General features: G+C 71.0%; 17 protein-coding genes. 5 read left to right on the plus strand and 12 right to left on the minus strand.

What is annotated here, in order from left to right:
• Window positions 1-10 precede the first annotated feature (10 nt).
• Window positions 11-1,489 (minus strand): MocR-like pyridoxine biosynthesis transcription factor PdxR, encoded by a 1,479-nt coding sequence (pdxR, locus tag G4D86_RS40420; RefSeq protein WP_163999637.1) that lies wholly within the window; start codon window positions 1,487-1,489, stop codon window positions 11-13.
• Between the two features lie 78 nt (window positions 1,490-1,567).
• Between pdxR and G4D86_RS40425 the strand changes: the two genes are divergently transcribed.
• Window positions 1,568-2,395, plus strand: a complete 828-nt coding sequence (locus G4D86_RS40425; protein WP_240360752.1) for an NIPSNAP family protein — start codon at window positions 1,568-1,570, stop codon at window positions 2,393-2,395.
• A gap of 107 nt (window positions 2,396-2,502) precedes the next feature.
• Here the strand turns inward: G4D86_RS40425 and G4D86_RS40430 are convergent, their stop codons facing one another.
• Together G4D86_RS40430 and G4D86_RS40435 are read right to left on the minus strand one after the other, a co-directional pair.
• Complete coding sequence (locus G4D86_RS40430; protein ID WP_163999638.1) at window positions 2,503-4,323, minus strand: GNAT family N-acetyltransferase; 1,821 nt, start codon at window positions 4,321-4,323, stop codon at window positions 2,503-2,505.
• Between the two features lie 27 nt (window positions 4,324-4,350).
• The gene (locus G4D86_RS40435) at window positions 4,351-6,423 is read right to left on the minus strand and encodes a response regulator (protein ID WP_420821885.1); all 2,073 of its coding nucleotides are present in this window, start codon (window positions 6,421-6,423) and stop codon (window positions 4,351-4,353) included.
• Window positions 6,424-6,542: 119 nt separating this feature from the next.
• Between G4D86_RS40435 and G4D86_RS40440 the strand changes: the two genes are divergently transcribed.
• Window positions 6,543-7,325 (plus strand): DUF2270 domain-containing protein, encoded by a 783-nt coding sequence (locus G4D86_RS40440; protein ID WP_163999640.1) that lies wholly within the window; start codon window positions 6,543-6,545, stop codon window positions 7,323-7,325.
• Between the two features lie 152 nt (window positions 7,326-7,477).
• Window positions 7,478-8,482, plus strand: a complete 1,005-nt coding sequence (locus tag G4D86_RS40445; RefSeq protein ID WP_163999641.1) for an isocitrate dehydrogenase (NAD(+)) — start codon at window positions 7,478-7,480, stop codon at window positions 8,480-8,482.
• A 64-nt stretch (window positions 8,483-8,546) separates the two neighbouring features.
• Here G4D86_RS40445 and G4D86_RS40450 read toward each other — a convergent pair whose 3' ends face one another.
• Genes G4D86_RS40450 through G4D86_RS40460 form a run of 3 tightly spaced genes read right to left on the minus strand, consistent with a single transcriptional unit; the run spans window position 8,547 to window position 10,674 of the window.
• Window positions 8,547-8,936 carry a translation initiation factor gene (locus G4D86_RS40450; protein ID WP_163999642.1) on the minus strand — a complete coding sequence of 130 codons (390 nt, stop codon included), beginning with the start codon at window positions 8,934-8,936 and terminating at the stop codon, window positions 8,547-8,549.
• 20 nt (window positions 8,937-8,956) lie between these two features.
• Entirely contained in the window at window positions 8,957-10,351 is a 1,395-nt protein-coding gene (locus tag G4D86_RS40455; RefSeq protein ID WP_163999643.1) for a vitamin K epoxide reductase/DsbA family protein, read from the minus strand.
• The gene (locus tag G4D86_RS40460) at window positions 10,348-10,674 is read right to left on the minus strand and encodes a cupin domain-containing protein (protein ID WP_163999644.1); all 327 of its coding nucleotides are present in this window, start codon (window positions 10,672-10,674) and stop codon (window positions 10,348-10,350) included. Before G4D86_RS40460 ends, G4D86_RS40455 begins: the two co-directional genes overlap by 4 nt.
• Before the next feature lie 38 nt (window positions 10,675-10,712).
• On the opposite strand from G4D86_RS40460, the gene ygfZ reads away from it, so the two are divergent.
• Together ygfZ and G4D86_RS40470 are read left to right on the plus strand one after the other, a co-directional pair.
• Window positions 10,713-11,786: a CAF17-like 4Fe-4S cluster assembly/insertion protein YgfZ gene (gene ygfZ, locus G4D86_RS40465; RefSeq protein WP_163999645.1), complete on the plus strand. Its 1,074-nt coding sequence runs from the start codon at window positions 10,713-10,715 to the stop codon at window positions 11,784-11,786.
• A 76-nt stretch (window positions 11,787-11,862) separates the two neighbouring features.
• Window positions 11,863-12,675, plus strand: a complete 813-nt coding sequence (locus G4D86_RS40470; protein ID WP_163999646.1) for a hypothetical protein — start codon at window positions 11,863-11,865, stop codon at window positions 12,673-12,675.
• A gap of 1 nt (window position 12,676) precedes the next feature.
• Here the strand turns inward: G4D86_RS40470 and chrA are convergent, their stop codons facing one another.
• The 6 genes from chrA to G4D86_RS40500 form a co-directional block, all read right to left on the minus strand.
• On the minus strand, window positions 12,677-13,924 hold the full coding sequence (gene chrA, locus G4D86_RS40475) for a chromate efflux transporter (protein WP_163999647.1): 1,248 nt from the start codon (window positions 13,922-13,924) through the stop codon (window positions 12,677-12,679).
• A 53-nt stretch (window positions 13,925-13,977) separates the two neighbouring features.
• Complete coding sequence (hppD, locus tag G4D86_RS40480) at window positions 13,978-15,141, minus strand: 4-hydroxyphenylpyruvate dioxygenase (protein ID WP_163999648.1); 1,164 nt, start codon at window positions 15,139-15,141, stop codon at window positions 13,978-13,980.
• A 29-nt stretch (window positions 15,142-15,170) separates the two neighbouring features.
• A complete protein-coding gene (gene maiA / locus G4D86_RS40485; RefSeq protein ID WP_163999649.1) occupies window positions 15,171-15,830 on the minus strand; it encodes a maleylacetoacetate isomerase in 660 nt (219 codons plus the stop codon).
• Window positions 15,827-16,807 carry a fumarylacetoacetate hydrolase family protein gene (locus G4D86_RS40490; protein ID WP_163999650.1) on the minus strand — a complete coding sequence of 327 codons (981 nt, stop codon included), beginning with the start codon at window positions 16,805-16,807 and terminating at the stop codon, window positions 15,827-15,829. Before G4D86_RS40490 ends, maiA begins: the two co-directional genes overlap by 4 nt.
• Window positions 16,808-16,951: 144 nt before the next feature.
• Entirely contained in the window at window positions 16,952-17,536 is a 585-nt protein-coding gene (locus G4D86_RS40495) for a hypothetical protein (RefSeq protein WP_163999651.1), read from the minus strand.
• A gap of 172 nt (window positions 17,537-17,708) precedes the next feature.
• Window positions 17,709-18,806, minus strand: coding sequence for a saccharopine dehydrogenase family protein (locus G4D86_RS40500; protein WP_163999652.1), 1,098 nt, complete (start codon window positions 18,804-18,806; stop codon window positions 17,709-17,711).
• Window position 18,807 lies beyond the last annotated feature (1 nt).

Below are 18,807 nucleotides of genomic sequence, written 5' to 3' on the forward strand. Positions count from 1 at the left end.
AACAGGGTCGTCAGCTCGCCCGAATGGCCTTCCGGAGCCGTCGCACCGCTTCCGGAATCCGTCCGGCGTCCGTGCCGCCGTAGCCCAGCACGAGCCCCGGACGGGAGGCCTTCTCCAGGTAGCAGGACGACAGCGGCATGGCCCAGATGCCCTCCTTCGCGGCGCGCTCGGAAAGCTGCCGGTCCTTGAAGCGCTTCGGCAGGGCCGCCACCAGGTGCATGCCCGCCTGCGCTCCGAGGACCTCCACCGTGTCGCCCAGCTCCCGGGTGAGCGACTCCACGAGCACCGTGCGCCGCTCGCGATAGAGCTGCCGCATCTTCCGCAGGTGACGCGCGAAGTGGCCCTCGGTGAGGAAGTCCGTCAGCGCCGCCTGGAAGAGCGTGGGCGGGAAGATGTCCATCGCGTCCCGCACGCGCGCGAAGCGCGGCACGAGGTCTGGCGGGAGCACCATGTAGCCCACCCGCAGCGCCGGGAAGAGCACCTTGCTGAAGGTCCCGATGTAGATGACGCGCGCATCCCTATCCAGCCCCTGCAGCGCGGACACGGGGAGGCTCTCGTAGCGGTACTCGCTGTCGTAGTCGTCCTCCAGAATCCAAGCGCCGCTGCGCTGCGCCCAGTCCAGGAGCTGCAGCCGGCGCGACGCGCTCAGCGTCACCCCGAGCGGATACTGGTGCGAAGGCGTGACGTATGCGGCCCGCGCATTCGCGCAGCGCTCGATGCCCGCGCTCACGTCCAGCCCTTCCTCGTCCACGGGCACGGGCACCATGCGAGCCCCTGCCATCGTCAGCACGTCCTTCGCCCCGGGGTAGCCCGGCTCCTCCATCCAGACGGGGCTGCGCGCGTCCAGCAGCACGCGGGCCGACAGCTCCAGCGCCTGCTGCGAGCCGCTCACCACCATGATGTGGTCCGCCTCGCACCGCACCGCGCGCGACGTGCGCAGGTACGCGGCGAGCGCCTCGCGAAACGGCCGGTACCCCATGGGGTCGCCGTAGGTCAGCAGGCTCCGGGTGGGGTTGCGCGAGTGTCGCGCGAGCAGCGCCGACCAGACCTGGAACGGGAAGTGGTCCACCGCGGGCTGGCTCACGCGAAACGCGCCCCAGCCTCCGTGCCAGGGCTCGGGCGTGAGCCGCTCTCCGAGGACCGCGCTCCCCTGGGAGAGGACGCGCCGGCCCGGCGTGCCTCGCACCGGGGCGTGGGCATCGGCCGGTGGCGCCTCGTCGGGGAGCGAGCGGGCGACGAAGGTCCCCGCCCCCACGCGGCTCTCGAAGTAGCCCTCGGCGAGGAGCTGCTCGAAGGCGCCCAGGATGGGGATGCGGGAGATTCCCAGCTCCGTGGCCAGGCTCCGCGTCGAGGGCAGCCGCTCCCCCGCGCGCAGCCGCCGGTCGACGATGGCCTCGCGATAGCCGTCGTAGAGCTGCCGGTACAGCGGCACGGACGAGCGGCGGTCCACCGCGATGATGGGGACGATGCCCGACGGAGCTCGCTTCATGCGCCCAGGATAATGGCCATACGGTAGCCGGCCAAAGCGGTCATTGAGGATGGCCACTCCAGCGTGGACATTGCGCCCATGCCACGGCCTCAAGTCTTCACACCCGCCCTCCTGCTGCTCTCGCTGGCCTGCGCGGGCTCACGGCCCACCACGGACGCGCCCTCCATGCCCCACGACTCCTGCTGCGCGATTGTCGAGCTCCGCCAGTACACCCTGAAGCCCGGCCAGCGGGACACGTTGGTGGACCTCTTCGAGCGCGAGTTCATCGAAGGCCAGGAGGCCGTCGGCATGGCCATTCCGGGGGAGTTCAGAGACCTCGACCGGCCGGACCGCTTCGTCTGGCTCCGCGGCTTCTCCGACATGGCCTCGCGGCACCAGGGGCTCACCGCCTTCTACGGCGGCCCCATCTGGAAGGCGAACCGCGAGACGGCGAACGGCACCATGCTGGACTCCTCCAACGTGCTGCTGCTCAAGCCCTCCCGCCCCGGCTCCGGCTTCGGCCACCCCCTGGCCGAGCGTCCCCCGAAAGGTGCCACCGCCATCCCCCCGAGCGTCGTCCTGGCCACGGTGTACGCATTCGACGCGCCGGTGGATGAGGACTTCGTCCGCTTCTTCGAGCAGGAGCTGAAGCCCGCGCTGGCCGAGGCCGGCCTGCCCGTCTCGGCGTACTTCCAGACGGACGACAGCCCCAACACCTTCACCGCGCTGCCCGTCCGGGAGGGTGAGCACGTCTTCATCTGGTTCTCCGGCGCGCCCGGCGCCGAGGCCCTCCAGGAGCGCCTGTCACGGCTCACGGCCTCGCCGGCGTGGAGCGCGCGCGTCGAGCCAGAGCTGAAGCGCCGCCTCAAGTCCGCGCCCGAGGTGCTCCGGCTGTCGCCCGGTGCTCGCTCACGCCTGCGGGTGTGAAGCGCGACGCCCCGGCTACCGCGACTCGCACCTCGTGAAGGGGCTGAGCGTCGTCGCGGCCTCCGTCGCAACTGACCGGCTGCGAGGCTCGTTCGCGCCGTGGCGCTTCACGGCCCTTGCAGGCGTGCATCCAGGTAGCGCCGCGCCGCCTCGAGCGCGGCGTCGATGCCGGCGGCGCGCGACCCACCGCCCCAGGCCACCTCCGGCGCGCCACCGCCCTTGCCGTCCACCGCGGGAGCGACGTGCGCCATGAGCTGACCCGCGTCCACACCGCGCTGGAGCAGTGCCTGCGTCACCGCGGTGACGAGCACCACCTTCTCGCCGCGCGTAGCGGTCAGCACCGCGGCGGCACAGCCATCATGCGCCCTCAGGCAGTCCACCAGGGCTCGCAGGTGCTGAGCGGGGGCCTCTCCCAGGTGCCGGGACACCAGGACGGTGTCTCCCAGCCGCACCCCGCCTTCGAGCAGCTGGCGAGCCTCCTCGGCGGCGGAGGCCCCTGACGCCTGGGCCCGGGCAGTGGCCTCGCGCCGCTGGCGCAGCTCCAGCGCTTCCAGCCGCCCACGCAGCTCCAGCACCCTCCGGGTGGGCTGGGGCCAGTTGTGCAGCTTCGCCGACAGCGGGGTGACGGCCCGGGCCAGGGCTTCGCCCTCCAGCACGGACGCCGCCTCCAGCGCCCGCTCCAGCGAGGCCAGCTCCTGACGCAGCGCCTCCGCCGCCTCGCTCGGGCTCGCGCCGGTGGGCGTCGTGAAGACCTCGGGCATTGCGTCGAAGCCCAACACGGCGTCACCGTCGATGGTGCGCAGATAGGACCGGGACGACGGCATCAGCGCCTTGTTGGCGAAGCGCTGCAAGAGCCGCCACCCCGTGCGCCGCCACGCGGGCAGGTGGCGGGTGTAGACGGCGGTGAAGCGGGGCACCGGCCTGTCGCCGCGCAGGCTCTTGAACCCGTCGGCGCCCGCGCCCAGCTCAATCGTCAGCCCGTGGTCCAGCGCCTCCTGCATGAGGTGGTACACGAGCCCCCGGTAGAGGCCGAGCTCCTGGGGAAGGCTCACGTCGTACCCGAACAGGGGCGAGAAAACGACGTCGTCGCTCACGATGAAGGCATAGAACCCGTCGATGCGGCCGTCCTTCACCGCCAGGCGGAAGCGCAGCGTCCCGTCGCGCAGGGCGGACTCGAAGAAGGCGACGGACAGCTGCATGCTCGTCGAGTACTTCTCCTCGTTCAGGGAGCGGTACAGCTCCAGCAACCGGGGCGCGCAGTCCGGCACGTCGGCGCCGTCCACGAGCCGGTAGCCGGCCGCCTCCAGCAGCCGCGCGTCCCGGCGGCGGTTCTCCCGCACCTGCCGGCTCACCTCGTCCCGGAAGGGCAGGAGCATGCGGGTGTGGAAGGCATAGACGAAGTCGTAGCCCCCGTCCCGCAGGTGGTTGAGCAGGGGCGCGTGCGTGGCCGGGTTCACCGACGAGAAGACGATGGCGTGCCCGGGGAAGCGCTCAGCCAGGAAGTCCGTGAGCCGCCGCACCTGCTCCGAAGACAGCCGGGCGCCCAGGTTGCGCAGCACCAGCCAGTGGTCCACGTAGACACACCGGTCGATGCGCGCCGACTTGAGCAAGAGCCCCAGACTCTGGAGCACGCGACGGACGGCCCACCCGGATGCGCCGCCCCACTTGCGCGCATCCATCATGGCGAGCTGCGTGCTGACGTAGCGGGCGAAGACGGAGAACAGCGGCGAGTTGTCATACTCCGCGTCGTTGACGGCCACGGGAATGAGCAGCCCGTCCAGGCCGACGAGCCGCAGCGTCGTCCGGTCCGACACGAAGGCGGTGCTGCCCTGCCGCAGGAGCGGGCCCAGGAAGTCGCGCGCGAAGCGCCCCTCCGAGGTGTCAGGCCAGGGGACTCGGGAGAGGGTGCTCTCGTCGTAGAGAATCATGGGCTTGGAGCGCCTGATGCTACACGCTCAATGCTGCAACCCCGAGGGCCCCACATCCGGCGCTGCCGGGCCCGCGTCTCCGGCCGACCCGCCCTCGCCCTCGCCGTGCTCGGACTGCCCGAGGAAGTCGTCCAGCGCGCCCACGTCGATGGGCTTGCGGAACACCGCGTCCACCAGCGCCAGGTTGGCGCGGTTCTGCCCGCGCACGTCCATGCCGGTGACGATGGCGAGCAGCGTCTGCGGTGAGCGCTGCCGCAGCTCGCGCGCCAGCTCCCACCCGCTCATCTCCGGCATGACGGCGTCCAGCAGCGCGGCGTCGAAGCGGCGGCGGTCCCACATCCCCAGCGCCACCTCCGGGCTGTGGGCCACCTGCACCTCGTAGCCCTCCTCGCCCAGCACCTCCGCCATCATCCGCGCGTTGTCCAAGTCGTCGTCCACCACCAGCACGCGGCGCGTCTTCTGGAAGCGCCGGGGCGCCTCCGGCCGCGTCACCTCCGCGCGCGAGGCCTCCGGGCGGGGCGCCTGCGCCGCCGCCTCATGCACGCGCGGCAGCCGCACCACGAAGGCCGCGCCCTGCCCCGTCGTGCTGTTCTCCGCCGTCAGCTCGCCACCCCAGCGCTGTACCTGCGCGCGCGCCACCGCCAGGTACAGCGACAGCTGCGGCGCCCCGGTGTCCCTCCGCAGCGGGTCGAACAGCTGCGTCAGCTCCTCCACCGCGTAGGGCGGGCCCTCGTCCTCGATGCGCAGCGTGAGCCACGGCTCGCCATTCGCGCGGGTGGTGACGCGCAGCCGGCCGCCGTTCTCCATGCGGTCTCTCGCGGAGAGCAGCAGGTTGACGATGAGCTCGCGGAAGAAGCCCGCGTCCGCCCGCACCTGCCCCGGGCCGCCCAGGTCCAGGTCCACATGGACGGGGTGCTCGCGCTGCTCCAGCTCGCCGCGCGCCAGCTCCAGCGCCTCGCGCACCGTCTGGTCCACCGGCACGTCGGTGGGCTGCTCCTGGGTGCGCTGCACGTTGAACTCCTGCAGCCGCGCCACCAGCTCGCCAATCTGACCCACCGTCTTGTCGAGCGCCTCCAGGTGCTCGGCCTTGAACTCACGCTGCAACAGCGTGATTCGCAGCCGCAGCACGTTGAGGAAGTTGTTGAGCGCGTGCGCCGCGCCGCTGGCCAATTGCCCCAGCGCCTGCTGGCGGGTGCGCTGCAACAGGCGTCCCTGCAGGCGGCGCAGCTCGCCGTGCGCGCTCTGCAGCGCCTTCGTCTTGTTCACCGCCTCGCTTCGGTCGGTGAAGGTCTGGATGGCGCCGGCCAGCTCGCCCTCCTCCTCCCAGACGGGCGTGGCGCTCAGCTCCAGCGTGGCCTCGCCGCCGCTGGGGCGCTCCACCACCATCATCACCCCGCGCACCGGCCCCTTCTCCTTGAGCGCGCGCAGGAAGGGCATGTCCGTCACCTTGAACGGCTCACCCGTCAGGTGGCGCGCGTTCACCTGCGACAGCACCGGACTGAGCGTGTTCGACGCGCGGGCGCCCAGCACCGCGCGCATGGGCAGCCCCATCAGCCGGCTCACCGGCGGCGTGACGAACGACACCGTGCCGTCCACCTCCGCGAGGAGGATGCCCACGTCCACCTGGTTGAGCACCGACTCCATCACCGCCGCCTCGCGGAAGCGCACCTCCTCCGTCTTCAGCACCCGCGCGTAGGACGCCTGCGCCGCCGCGTGCGCCTCCCACACCAGCTCGGCGATGAGCTCCGCCACCTCCGGCTCGATGGAGTCCCCGTTGCGCCGCCCGTAGACGTACAGCAACACCTCTTCCAGGGACTTGAACTCGCGCGTCAGGTCCTCGGGCTCGAAGTTCTGGCTGTAGCGATAGGCGCCGTGCGAGCGCACCACCTCCGGCCACAGGCGCACCGCATCATCCCCGCGGTCCCTGAGCAGCCGGGCCAGCTCGTCCAGCAGCTGGCGCAGCGGGGCGCGCAAATCCCGCCCCGGGATGTCCACTTCATACGTTTCGGCGCGCAGGCGCTTTGCCCAGAGGCGCGCCACGCGCTCGCGCTCTTCCTGGAGCAGGTCGGAGAGGGCCTGGATGGGATTGACGGCGGACACTTTCAAGACGGGAAGGTGTGCACGCCCGCCCGCCATGGCCACCCTGCGCCTGCCTGGTTGCTCGCCGCCCCGCTCCCGCGTTGCATCTGGTTACCAGGCGGCCCACCTTGCAGGGACGGATGGCAGGCACCGAGCGCAACAAGAACGACTTGATGGAGCCACCCTGGCTGTCGCAGCAGGCCATGGCACAGCTCTTCCGTGGCGAGCTGAGCCGCTCCGACACGTGGCGCACGCGCCTGGACACCACCACCAACTGGGCGCTCACCACGACGGCGGCCGTCATCTCCTTCGGCTTCGCCACGCCGCAGAGCTCGCACGTCACCTTCCTCGTGGGCATCTGGATGGTGGTGTCGTTCCTCCTCATCGAGGCGCGGCGCTACCGGTACTACGACTTGTGGAACCGCCGCGTCCGTCTGCTGGAAGACGGTTGGTGGGCGCCCATGCTCCGGCGCGAGCCGTTGGACCCGGACGCGATGCGCGAGTTGGCGGTGGAGATGTCCCGCCCGCAAATCCAGCTGTCGCTCTTCTCCGCCATCTCCACGCGGCTCAACCGCGCCTATGGGCCCATCCTGATGGTCCTGATGGCCACGTGGTTCGTGAAGGTCTACAGCCACCCCAAGCCGCCGAAGGACTTCGCCGAGTTCCTTTACCGCGCCCACGTGGCCTGGCTCCCCGGCCCCGTGGTGATGGCCTTCCTGGTCTTCCTCACCGTCGCCGCCACCTACCTGTTCATCTCCTCCTTCTTCATCCGCGCCCCCATGGGCGAATTGCGCACACGCCCCCGGGGCCGCCGCGCCGCCCTCTGGGAGTCCTTCTACCGGCCCTACGCCATCCACAAGCGCCGCGCGCCCACCCGCCGCCGCGCCCCGGTGCCGCGCCCGACGTCCACCTCCGAGCACTGAGCGGTGGCACCGGACGGAGGCCCTCCCGCCCGGAGAGGGAGCGGGCAGCCCGCGCCCGGGCCTTCCGGACTCATGGCCGCCATGCCCCCCGCTGAAACGGGGCGGTTTTCGTCCTTTCGGGCCCTGGGGTTTTGTGCTGTGAATCCGCACCCATGGCGAACACCCGTACTGTCACAATCATCAATGGCGATGGCATTGGCCCCGAGGTGATGGCGGCCACCGTGCGCGTCCTCGAGGCGCTCAAGGTGCCTCTGGAGTTCGAGCACAAGGACGCCGGCACCGAGGTGGTGGCCAAGTACGGCACCAACCTTCCCCACGAGACGGTGGAGGCGGTGCTGCGCAGCGGCGTCGCGCTCAAGGGCCCCACCGGCACCGTGGTGGGCGGCGGCCTGCCCTCGGCCAACGTCGGCCTGCGCAAGCGGCTGGACCTGTACTCGTCGCTGCGGCCCGTGAAGAGCGTGCCCAGCGTGAAGACGCGCTACGAGAACGTGGACCTCATCGTGGTGCGCGAGAACACCGAGGACCTCTACGCCGGCCTGGAGCACATCATCGTCCCGGGCGTGGTGGAGTCCCTCAAGATCATCACCGAGAAGGCGTCCACCCGCATTGCCCGCTTCGCCTTCGAGTATGCCAAGCGGCACGGGCGCAAGAAGGTGTCGGCCGTCCACAAGGCCAACATCATGAAGCTGTCGGACGGCCTCTTCCTGGACTGCTGCCGCAAGGTGGGCCGCGAGTACCCCGAAGTCACGTACGAGGAGGTCATCGTCGACAACCTCTGCATGCAGCTCGTCAAGGACCCGACGCGCTTCGACATGCTGGTGACGGAGAACCTCTACGGCGACATCGTCAGCGACCTGTGCGCGGGCCTGGTGGGCGGCCTGGGCGTGGTGCCCGGCGCCAACATCGGTGAGCGCACCGCCGTCTTCGAGGCCGTGCACGGCACCGCCCCGGACATCGCGGGCAAGGGCATCGCCAACCCCACCGCGCTGATGATGTCGTCGGTGATGATGCTGGACTGGCTCGACATGCGCGAGGAGGCTCGCCGCATGGAGAGCGCCATCCACAAGGTCTACAGCGGCGGCACCGTGCGCACCGGCGACCTCGGTGGCGGCGCCACCACCCGCGAGTTCACCGACGCCATCATCGCCGCGCTGTAGCCGGCACGGTGAAGTAGCGCATACGGGCCCGGGGCGCTTCGAGCGGCCCGGGCCCGCTGCGTTTTCAGCCCACCGTCACCTTGCGCACGCCGCGCGCCTCCAGCAGTGCCGGCAGCCGCTCGCGCTGGTCGCCCTGGAGCACGAGGGCGTCATCCTCCACCACGCCCCCGCAGCCCAGCGAGTTCTTCAGCGCCTTGAGCCACACCTCGCGCTGGGGCGCGGGCAATTCCAGGTGCTCCACCACCGTGACTTCCTTGCCGCCACGGCCCTTGCGCTCCATGCGCACCACGGCGCGCGCGGGGCCCTTCGGCTCGGGCTTCGCGGGCGGAGGCCGCACGGGCGCGGCGGGCGCCTGGGGCAGCTCCTCGCGCTTGGAGGACAGCGCGGCGAACGGGTTGTTGAACGGGGCTGCCGGGGCGGCGGGCGCCTCGGCCTTCTTGTCGCGCTTGCCCATGGCGTGGCTCTCGCGTCCCGTCAGTGGTTGTGGCCCGCGTGGTCGCCCCCGGCCGGCATGGGGCGCGGCGGCGGCAGCACGTTGAAGGCGGGGGCGCTCGGGTTGCCGCCCGCCATCACCAGCGCGTAGAGCAGCGGCGCGGACGGCGGCGCCTGGCGGCCGTTGACCACCACCAGCGGCGTGCCGCTGATGTGGTGCTTCATCGCGTAGGTGGAGTCCTCCTGGAGCTTCGCCGCGGTGGCCGGGCTCGACATGCACGCGTCCAGCTGCATGCGCGACACCGAGCCGGAGGAGGCAATCTCCAGCACGCGCTCCGTGTCGAGGAAGGCCTGCGCGGCGAAGAGCTTCTCGCGCAGCTCCCAGTAGTCCGACGCGCCCTCCAGGCAGATTTGCGCCCGGGCCGCGGTGCAGCGCACGCTGGGCGCATCCGGGCCGCGGCGCGGAATGGCCGGGTTGCACGCGCCGTCCAGCGGGAACTGGCGGGCCTCCAGCGACATCGTCCCCTCGGGCACGCGCTTCTTCAGCACGGACAATTCCTCCACCAGCGCCTTGCAGTGGGGGCACTTGCTGTCCGTCCACTCGACAATCTTCACCGGCGCGTCCGGCGGCCCGTAGAGCTTGCGCGCGGGGGCCACGGCGGGCAACGGCGAGCTGGCGCGGTACTGCGCGAGCCCGTCCGCGATGAACTGCTTCTGGTCCGCGCTCAGGCTGCCGAGGAACTCCTCCAGCGACGCGGGCGGCTTGCTGGCCTGTCCCGAGCTCTCACTGCCCTGGCTGCTGACGGGCGGCGGCGGCAGCAGCGCGCTGATGTTGTCGGAGGCCTTCGGCGTGGCGCGCCCGGGGAGCAGCAGCGCGAGGAAGGCCGCGATGGTGATGCCCACCGTCCACTGCAGCGTGGAGCCCCACTCGCCGGAGGCCGGCGCCACCGGGCCGGGCAGTCCGCGCCAGGCCACGCCCGCGAAGGCCAGCACCAACACGTAGGTGCCCAGGCACGTCGGGCACACCGCGCCCGTACTGAAGCTGGCCAGGCCGAAGACGAGCACGGACACCGCGCCCGCCAGCGCCACCAACCTCAGGCCGTTGGCGGCGGGACGCACGGAGCGGCCCGCGCGGGCCCACGCGAGGTACAGCGCGGACAGGCCCACCGCGACGAGGCCCCACAACACGCCCAGGCCGGCGACGGGGATGCCGAGCACCTCGTGGACGCGGCTGGCGAAGGGCGAGTTCCACACCGTCTCGCAGTTCACCGTCTCGGAGAGGCCGCACACGGTGGCGCCGCCCCCGCGCAGGGTGAGCAGCTGCATCCACTGGAAGATGGCGAGCCCGCTCTCGGCGAGGCCCAGCACCAGCAATGCCAGTGCGCCGCGGACGGGAGCCGTGGGAGGGGGGGCCTTGGAAGAGGACTTCGGGCTCATGCGTGCTCCGGGGGCGGGGTCATCAGGACGAGGAGTCGGGCGGGTTCCGGGCCGTCATTGACGACGCCGTGCTCGGAGCCCGCGGGGGCGAAGATGGAGGCGCCAGGGCCGTGCACTTCCTCCTCGGCGCCGACGCGGAAGCGGCAGCGCCCCTCCAGGACGACGTACACCTTGTCGGAGGTGGCATGGCGGTGCGGCTTCTGGGCCTGGCCGGGCGCGACGCAGTACACGTCGAGGAAGAAGCGCTCGGACTGGAAGAGGTTGTGCTTCTGGAGCTTCTCCGGGGAGAAACCCTGGAAGGTGGACAGGTGCTTCACATCCATCGTGGCATTCGCTCCTTCGCCTCTATATAGCGACGGACATGGAACCGCTGTCTCTGCATTTTCTTCACGAGGCGACGGGCGCCCGCTTCATGGACGTGGGCGGCCGTGAGGCCGTGGCCGGGTATGGAGACGGGGAGGGAGAGTACCGGGCGGCACACGAGGCCGTCGCCCTCCACGACGCCTCCTACCGCGAAATCCTCCGGATAACGGGGGAGGACCGCGCCTCCTTCCTCCACGGCATGGTGACCCAGGAGGTGAAGAACCTGCCCGTGGGCTCGGCGGCCTACGCCGCCATGGTGAACGCCAAGGGGGCCATGGTGGCGGACGCCCGCATCCTCAAGCGGGAGGCGGACCTGCTGCTGGAGCTGGAGCCCGGCACCGGCACCAAGGTCCGGGAGTTCCTGGACAAATACCTCATCTCCGAGGACGCCGAGCTGCACGAGGCGACGGGGGAGCATGGCCTCCTCCGGCTGCTCGGCCCCCGCTCGGCCGGGGTGCTGGCCGCCGCCCTGGGCGGCCCCTTCGAGGTGCTCGCCCACCATGCCACCCGGACCGCCTCGCTCGCCGGGCAGGACGTCGTCCTGGTGGGCAACTCGGCGGTGGAGCCCCATGGCGTGGACGTGTGGGTGCCGCGCGCCGGACTGGAGCCGGTGTGGCGGGCCCTGACGGAGGCCGGCGCCGCGCACGGACTGAAGCCGCTGGGCTTCGAGGTGCTGGAGCTGCTGCGCGTGGAGGCCGGGGTGCCCCGGTACGGGCAGGACATGGTGGACACCACCATTCCCCTGGAGGCGAACCTCGCGAGCGCCATCTCCTACAACAAGGGTTGCTACATCGGGCAGGAGGTCATCGCCCGCGCCACCTTCCGCGGACACATGAACCGGAAGCTGACGGGCCTGTTGCTGGGTGACGCGGACGTGGCGCCGGGCACGGAGCTGCGGCGCGGGGAGAAGAAGGTGGGCTGGCTCACCAGCGTGGTGCGCTCGCCGGTGAAGGGGCAGCATGTGGCGCTGGGCTACGTGCACCGCGACTCGCTGGAGCCGGGCACGGAGCTGACGCTGGCGGGAGGCCCCGCCACCGCGAAGGTGGCCGCCCTGCCCTTCACCCCGGCCTGAGTGGCGCGGGGCGCGTCCCTTCGGGCACAGTAGGACGCGGTCGCCGGGCCGTGCCGGCGAGAACGGAACGGACTTCATGGCCCCGCGCTCCACGCCCCGCCCGCCGTGGCTGCTCGCCACGCTGGTGCTGCTCACGCTCACCGGCTGCTTCGACCTCGTGCAGGAGGTGTGGATCAACCCGGACGGCTCCGCGCGCGTGGTGCTGGACCTCGCCATTCCCAAGGGGCTGATGGCGCTCGGCGAGACGCGGGGCGGCAAGAGCCTCCTGGACCAGGTCCGCGAGGAGCAGGAGGCCGCCCGCGAGAAGGTGGGCAAGGACCCCAACGTCGAGAAGCTGGAGCAGCGGACCTACGAGGAGGGCGACAAGGTCCACCTCGTGCACGACTTGACGGTGAGGGACGCGACGAAGCTGCCGGAGCTGTACCGGCAGCTCGCGGACGACGCGGCCCGCGAGCGCAAGGGCAGCCCGGGCCACTGGGACTTCCGAATCGAGCGCGACGGTGGCGACTACGTCTTCACCCAGCGCTTCGCCCCGGACAAGGCGGCGGCCCCCGTGAAGGACCGCGAGGACCCGGCCGAGCTGGCGGCGAAGGAAATCGCGAAGGGGATGGCGAAGGCCCTCTTCGCGAACAACCACGTCACCGTGCGCGTCCACGGGCCGGGCATCGGCGAGACGAACGGCACGGTGAACGAGAAGAAGGACACCGTGGAGTGGAAGGTGCCCCTGGCGGAGCTGGTGGACGCGCCCGCCGACGGACGCGAGTTCCGCGCGGTGGTGCACGGCGGCGAGCCGCTGTGGCTGTGGCCGGTGGTCATCGGCGTCCCGCTGGCGGTGCTCGGGCTGGCCATCTCCGCCGCCCGGAGGAAGCGCGCCGCGTCCGCGCGGTGACTCAGCGCGCGCCCAGCAGCATCCCCACCGCGCCTCCGCCCAGCACCAGCCACGCGGAGTTGACGCGGAAGCGGATGAGCAGCACCGCGGACACGGTGGCGAGCCCCACCGTCCACGCGTCCACCAGCGCCGCGCGTCCGAGCTGCCACGTCACCACGGCCATCAGCGCCAGCGACGCCACGTTGACGCCGTCCAGGAAGGCCCCCGCCACCCATGAGCGGCGCAGGCGCGGCACCAGCGGTCCGCTGAGTGCGACGAAGACAAAGGCGGGCAGGAAGATGCCCACCGTGGCCAGCACCGCGCCGGACGCACCGCCCAGCACGTAGCCGATGAAGGTCGCCGTGGTGAAGACGGGCCCGGGCGTCACCTGCCCCACCGCCACCGCGTCCAAGAGCTGCGCCTCCGTGAGCCAGCCGTACCGCTCCACCAGGTCCGAGCGCAGGAAGGCCAGCAGCACGTAGCCGCTGCCGTACAGCACCGAGCCCACCTTGAGGAAGAAGAGGAAGAGGCCGGACAGGGAGAAGGGCACCGCCGTGGCGAGGGCGCCCGTCACCGGGACGGGCCAGAGGGGAAGCAGGGCTGCCGTGGTGGAGCCTCCTCCGCCGGGCGACGCCGGAGGGGCCTCACGCGTCGCCGCCCGTGCAGGCACCTGCTCCGGCGCCAGGGGCGGCCCGGGCGGCCTCCGCCGACTCCGCTCGCCCGCGCGCCACAGCAGCACGGCGAGCCCGGCCAATAGCAGCAGGAGCAGCTCGTCCACGCCCAGGAAGGCCGCCGTCACGGAGGCCACGCCCACCCCGGCGGCGAGCCGCGTCTTCACCACGCTTCGCAGCAGGCCCCACAGCGCCTGGAGCACCACGGCGATGATGACGGCCTTCACGCCGTAGAGCAGCGCGTCCACGCGGGGCAGGCTGCCGAAGCGCGCGTACGCCCAGGCGATGGTGCCGACGATGAGGAAGGCCGGGAGGATGAAGCAGACACCCGCCACCACCAGCCCGGGCCAGCCCCCACGGCGGTGGCCGATGTGGATGGCCAGCTCGGTGGAGTTGGGGCCGGGGATGAGGTTGGCGGCGCCGAGCAGGTCCACGAACTCGTCGCGAGTGAGCCACTGGCGGCGCCGCACCACCTCGTCCTCCATCATCGCGATGTGGGCCGCGGGGCCGCCGAAGGCGGTGGTGCCCAGCCGGAGGAACAGGAGCGCCAGCTCCTTCAACGCGGTGGGCTCGGGCTGGGAGGACTTCGGGGACGCCATGGCCCGTACCCTACCCGGCACGGGCCCGCGTGGCGTGCAACGACGCGGCGACGCTAGATGCGTCCCTCGGTCTGCTGCTGGCGCTCGATGCTCTCGAACAGCGCCCGGAAGTTGCCGCCGCCGAAGCCCTGGTCACCCTTGCGCTGGATGATTTCGTAGAAGAACGGACCCGCCGACGGCTCCTTGTAGAGGCTGGCCGCGTCCTTCATGAAAATCTGGAGCAGGTAGCTGTGCTCCTTGTCCCCGTCGATGAGGATTTCGAGGTCCCTCAGCGTCTTGATGTCCTCATCAATCTTCTTGATGCCCAGCTTCTGGATGCGCTCGGGCAGCGCGTCGTAGTACGTGCCCGGCGTGGGCATGAACTCGATGCCCGCGGCCTGCCGCATGTCCTTCACCGCGGTGAGGATGTCCTTCACGGTGAGCGCCAGGTGCTGCACGCCGTCGCCCCGGTGGTCCTCGTTGAAGATGTTGATTTGCGAGGACTTGAAGAAGGGCCGGTAGGGCTCGTTGTTGGCGAACTTCACGCCGCTCCTCGGGTCCCACACCACCTCGGACTTCAGGCCGCTGCCGTGCGCGCGCTTCTCCTTCGCCGCCACGTCCTCGGTGTGGAACTCGATGTGCCAGAACTTCTCGAAGCCCATGACGTGCTCCATCCACAGGAGCATGGGGCGCATCGTCTGGAAGTTGGACGTGACGTGGTCGATGCGGCCGAAGCCGTACTTGTTCTTCCCGCCCTGGGGCGTCGCGTGGCGGATGTAACCCGGATACAGGTCGCTGTAGCCGTCGCGCTGGACGAAGCGGAAGGTGGTGTCACCGAAGGGCGTGGTGATGGAGAACATCGCCAGCTTCCCGCCCCGCGCGTCCGTGAAGCGCAGGATGTCGGTGATGAAGGTGGCCCCCCGCTGGTCCAGCAGGCGGAAGGCCTTCTCCGCGTCCTCCACCTCGAAGTTGAGCGTGCCCACGCCGTCCGGGTGCTTGCGCAGCCAGCGGGCGGCGCGGCTCCCCTCGCCCACCGGCTGGCTCACCATCAGGACGACGTCGCCTGCCTGGAACACCGCCGACTTCTGCCGGCCCTTCGTGTCCAGCTCCGGCGACGACACGCCCAGCTCCGAGAAGTCCAACCCCTTCGTGTAGAAGGTGCGGCTCCGCTCCAGGTCATGCACGTACCAGTGGACGCTCTCCAGCGTCTTGATGCCCAGGGATTCAGGTCTGGCCATGTCGTGACTCCTTCACGGTGCCGCGGGTGTCAGGCCGGTGCCGCGTCGGGCTGCCGGTCCGGGTGGGCCGCCTGGAAGGCGGCAAGCTCGTTACATGCCGCTTCGATGCGAAGCAGCGTGGGGTACGGCGTCAGGTCTACCGCGAAACGCCGGGCCCCATAGAGTTGGGGCACGAGGCAGATGTCCGCCAGCGACACCTCGTCCCCCACACAGTAACGGCCCGCCGTGGGCTTCACCGCCGCTTCCAACGCTTCCAGGCCCCGCGCATTCCAATGGGCGGCCCAGGCCTTGTCGTCGGCGTGCAGCTCGCCCTTGATGCGTTGCAGCACGCCCAGGTTCTGCAAGGGCTGAATCCCGGAGTTCACCATCTCCGCCAGCATGCGGGCCCGGGCCTGGAGGTAGAGGTCCTTCGGGAAGAAGGAAGGCGCGGGGTGCCGCGCTTCCACGTACTCCAGGATGGGGAGCGACTGGGACAGCCGGCGCGCGGTGCCGTCGTCCTCGGTCCACTCCAGCGTGGGCACGGTGCGCATGGGGTTGAGCGCCCGGTAGGCCTCCGAGTGCTGCTGCCCGCCGTCCTTCAAGATGTTCACCGGCACGTACTCGTACTTCAGCCCCTTGAGGGCCAGGCCGAGGCGCACGCGCCACGACGCGGACGAGCGCCAGTAGCTGTGGAGGCGCAGGCTCTTCATGGCACCTTCCGCACCGTCTGGGAGATGCGGCCGAAGACGCTGTTGCCTTCCGCATCCAGCATCTCGAGGTCGATGGTGTCGCCCGGCTTCATGAAGGGCGTCTTCGGCTTGCCCTCTTCAATCGTCTCAATCATGCGGCGCTCGGCGAGGCAGGAGATGCCGCGCGCGCGGTCCGCGTTGGACACGGTGCCGCTGCCGAGGAGGGTGCCGGCGGTGTAGCTGCGCGTCTTGCACAGGTGCTGGATGAGGTCGAAGAAGGAGAAGTGCATCTCCGGGCCGGCGTCCGTGTCGCCCACCTGCACGCCGTTGAGCACGGACTGCAGGCGCAGGTGGATGCGGCCGTCATGCCAGGCGGCGCCCAACTCGTCCGGCGTCACCGCGAAGGGGCTGAAGGCGGTGGCGGGCTTGCTCTGGAAGAAGCCGAAGCCCTTGGCCAGCTCGTCGGGGATGAGGTTTCGCAGGGAGACGTCGTTGGCCAGCAGCAGCAGCTTGACGTGCTTCTCCGCGTCGGCGGCCTTCGTGCCCTGGGGCGTGTCGCCGAGGATGGCGCAGACCTCGCCCTCGAAGTCCAGGCCCCACGCCTCGTCGGCCAGGGGGATGTCGGCGGTGGGCGCGAGGAAGTCACCGGAGCCGCCCTGGTAGACGAGCGGGTCCGTCTTCAGCGTGGGCGGCGGCTCGGCGTTGCGGGCCTTGCGCACCAGCAGGACGTGGTTGAGGTAGGCGCTGCCGTCAATCCACTCGTAGGCGCGGGGCAGCGGGGCGTGGAGGGCGCGCACGTCGAGCGGGCGGCTCTGCACCGTGCCCGCCTCGAGCTGCGCGGCCAGCGCGCGCAGCTGCGGCTCCTTCGTGTCCCAGTCGTCCAGCGCGGCTTGCAGCGTCAGGGCCACGTTGGTGGCCAGCGCGTAGGCCGTGTTGTCCCGCTTGACGACGATGAGCCGGCCGTCACGGGTTCCGTCCTTGAGCGTCGCGAGCTTCAATCCCGGGCTCCCCGGCGGCCCATGGGGGGAACGGCGGAGCCGCCATCTGTGGCCCGGCTTTTCCGCCGGGGGGCCGGGGGTGTCAAGCGTGACGATTCGCCCGACACACCATCTAAGGGATTACCAGCAGGACGTCCTAAGGGATTACCAGCAGGACGTCCGCGCCGGCAGGCGGGCGTAGAAGTTCGCGCCCGTGTTGCTGTCCCACTCGCCGTTGGCCGTGGCGGCCACGTAGAGGTCCCACGCGTTCTCGTTGCCGTACTGGTCCCAGCCGTACAGGAAGATGCTGTTCTCGACGGCGGAGGGCTGCTCGCACACCCACACGCCCTCCTGTCCGCCCGCGGCGAAGTGCGCGTTGCACAGCGGCGTGTTCATGTAGCGCATGCACTTGGTGCAGTTGCGCGGGCCCGCGTTCAGGTAGATGTACGCGTCGGCATTCGTGCCCGCGCTGGCCCGCAGCGTCGTGTACTGGTTGTTGAGCTTCACGAAGATGCTGATCTGGTCATCCCGGTACTTCGTGCGCAGGTAGCCCCGGTAGGACACCGTCAGCGTCGCGAAGCGGCCCGGCAGCTTCGACGTGTGACGGATGACCTCGAACGGCCCCGTCACCTTCGAGTCATTCACGTTGCAGACCGGGTAGTCCGGCGGATAGTCGGAGGCCTCGGCCTGGGGGGAGTTCAGCAGCAGCGCGAGCGCGAGCGCCGCAGCGAGCGTGGTCAGGAACTTCATGGGGTGTGTCCTCGTGGTGTCGCCCGGGAGATGGGTGGGAAGCGCGGCCGACTCCGGGCTGAGGCCCCGCCGCGCCGTTGGCCCCCGCGCCCTCGTAGCATGCTCGCTCGCTCGAAGTCGCCGCCCCCTTCCCGCCCAGGGTTCACTCGGTGGACGCGCCCCGAGGTCCCCTTCACCCCGCCTCTGAAGGTGCCCAGAGACGGGCCCCGGGAGACCGCTCCGCGATGCGCCGCAACAGGCCCTCGGGTTCTGTGTAGCGCTCCAGGTGGAGGACTCCACCGGGCCGGTGTCCGGTGAGCAGCTCGCGGGCCACCTCGGCCGCCACCTCGCCCGTGAGCACCGCCTCCTGTCGGCCTTTGAACGCGGCCTCCCGCACCCCGCGCCGTCCCCCGGGGAGCAGGCCCTCCGCCCGGGCGAGGACGGCGCAGACCTCCGACCCGGCCTGGACACGGTTCGCGAGCCCGATGAGCGCAGCACGCACGCGAGGGACGCGCAGCCATCGTGCCGCGCCGAGGCGGACTGCGAGCGCGACCAGCGAGGTGAGCAGTGGCGGCTCGAAGCGCAGCCACGTCGACACAGTGGGGAGCGACAGCGTGCGGGCCACGGTGCGCTGGTCGGGGAAGTTGAGCCGCCACGCGCCACGCGCCCGCGCCTCGTCCGGGAAGCGGACGTCGGTGCGCTCCCGGAAGCCGTGGACGCGGTGGAGACGGCCGTCGCGGTAGACGTCGAAGTCCACCGCCAGGTTGTCCAGCGTCCACTCCAGCGCCGCCGCGCCGTGCACGTCGGCCGCACCCGTCAGCACGAAGAGGTCCAGTCGCTCCACAGTCTCCATTCCCGACACGGCCCAGGCGCCCAGCAGGTTCGTCATCCCCGGCGCCACGCCCACGCTGAGCACGGCGGTGCTACCCGCGGCGCGCGCCACCGCGTCAAGCCGCTCGAAGGCGTCCAGCGACTCCTGCTTCGCCGTCACATCCACGTAGTCCACCCCGGCCTGGAGGCAGCGCTCGACGAAGCCCGTTCCCCTCGGGTCCAGACACATCACCACCGTGGCGGCCTGTGCGAGCAGCGCCCCCGCGTCCTCCGCGTCCACGTCGAAGCGGAGGCCCCTCGCACCATGGCCCAACATGGCGGCGAAGGACTCGGCCCGGGATTGGCTCCGCCCCGCGACCACCACGCGGCCGGGGAAGGTAGGAGCCAGCGCCCGGGCCACCGCCTGGCCGACCTGTCCATAGCCTCCAATGACGATGATGCGGCCTTTGCGCGAAGGCATG

Origin of the sequence: Pyxidicoccus caerfyrddinensis (genome assembly GCF_010894405.1) — a bacterium.
GTDB classification, from domain to species: domain Bacteria; phylum Myxococcota; class Myxococcia; order Myxococcales; family Myxococcaceae; genus Myxococcus; species Myxococcus caerfyrddinensis.

Coding starts and splice junctions, on each gene's coding strand:
- pdxR (WP_163999637.1), bottom strand. CDS start 1,489: ATGAAGCGAGCTCCGTCGGGCATCGTCCCCATCATCGCGGTGGACCGC.
- G4D86_RS40425 (WP_240360752.1), top strand. CDS start 1,568: ATGCCACGGCCTCAAGTCTTCACACCCGCCCTCCTGCTGCTCTCGCTG.
- G4D86_RS40430 (WP_163999638.1), bottom strand. CDS start 4,323: ATGATTCTCTACGACGAGAGCACCCTCTCCCGAGTCCCCTGGCCTGAC.
- G4D86_RS40440 (WP_163999640.1), top strand. CDS start 6,543: ATGGCAGGCACCGAGCGCAACAAGAACGACTTGATGGAGCCACCCTGG.
- G4D86_RS40445 (WP_163999641.1), top strand. CDS start 7,478: ATGGCGAACACCCGTACTGTCACAATCATCAATGGCGATGGCATTGGC.
- G4D86_RS40450 (WP_163999642.1), bottom strand. CDS start 8,936: ATGGGCAAGCGCGACAAGAAGGCCGAGGCGCCCGCCGCCCCGGCAGCC.
- G4D86_RS40455 (WP_163999643.1), bottom strand. CDS start 10,351: ATGAGCCCGAAGTCCTCTTCCAAGGCCCCCCCTCCCACGGCTCCCGTC.
- G4D86_RS40460 (WP_163999644.1), bottom strand. CDS start 10,674: ATGGATGTGAAGCACCTGTCCACCTTCCAGGGTTTCTCCCCGGAGAAG.
- ygfZ (WP_163999645.1), top strand. CDS start 10,713: ATGGAACCGCTGTCTCTGCATTTTCTTCACGAGGCGACGGGCGCCCGC.
- G4D86_RS40470 (WP_163999646.1), top strand. CDS start 11,863: ATGGCCCCGCGCTCCACGCCCCGCCCGCCGTGGCTGCTCGCCACGCTG.
- chrA (WP_163999647.1), bottom strand. CDS start 13,924: ATGGCGTCCCCGAAGTCCTCCCAGCCCGAGCCCACCGCGTTGAAGGAG.
- hppD (WP_163999648.1), bottom strand. CDS start 15,141: ATGGCCAGACCTGAATCCCTGGGCATCAAGACGCTGGAGAGCGTCCAC.
- maiA (WP_163999649.1), bottom strand. CDS start 15,830: ATGAAGAGCCTGCGCCTCCACAGCTACTGGCGCTCGTCCGCGTCGTGG.
- G4D86_RS40495 (WP_163999651.1), bottom strand. CDS start 17,536: ATGAAGTTCCTGACCACGCTCGCTGCGGCGCTCGCGCTCGCGCTGCTG.
- G4D86_RS40500 (WP_163999652.1), bottom strand. CDS start 18,806: ATGCCTTCGCGCAAAGGCCGCATCATCGTCATTGGAGGCTATGGACAG.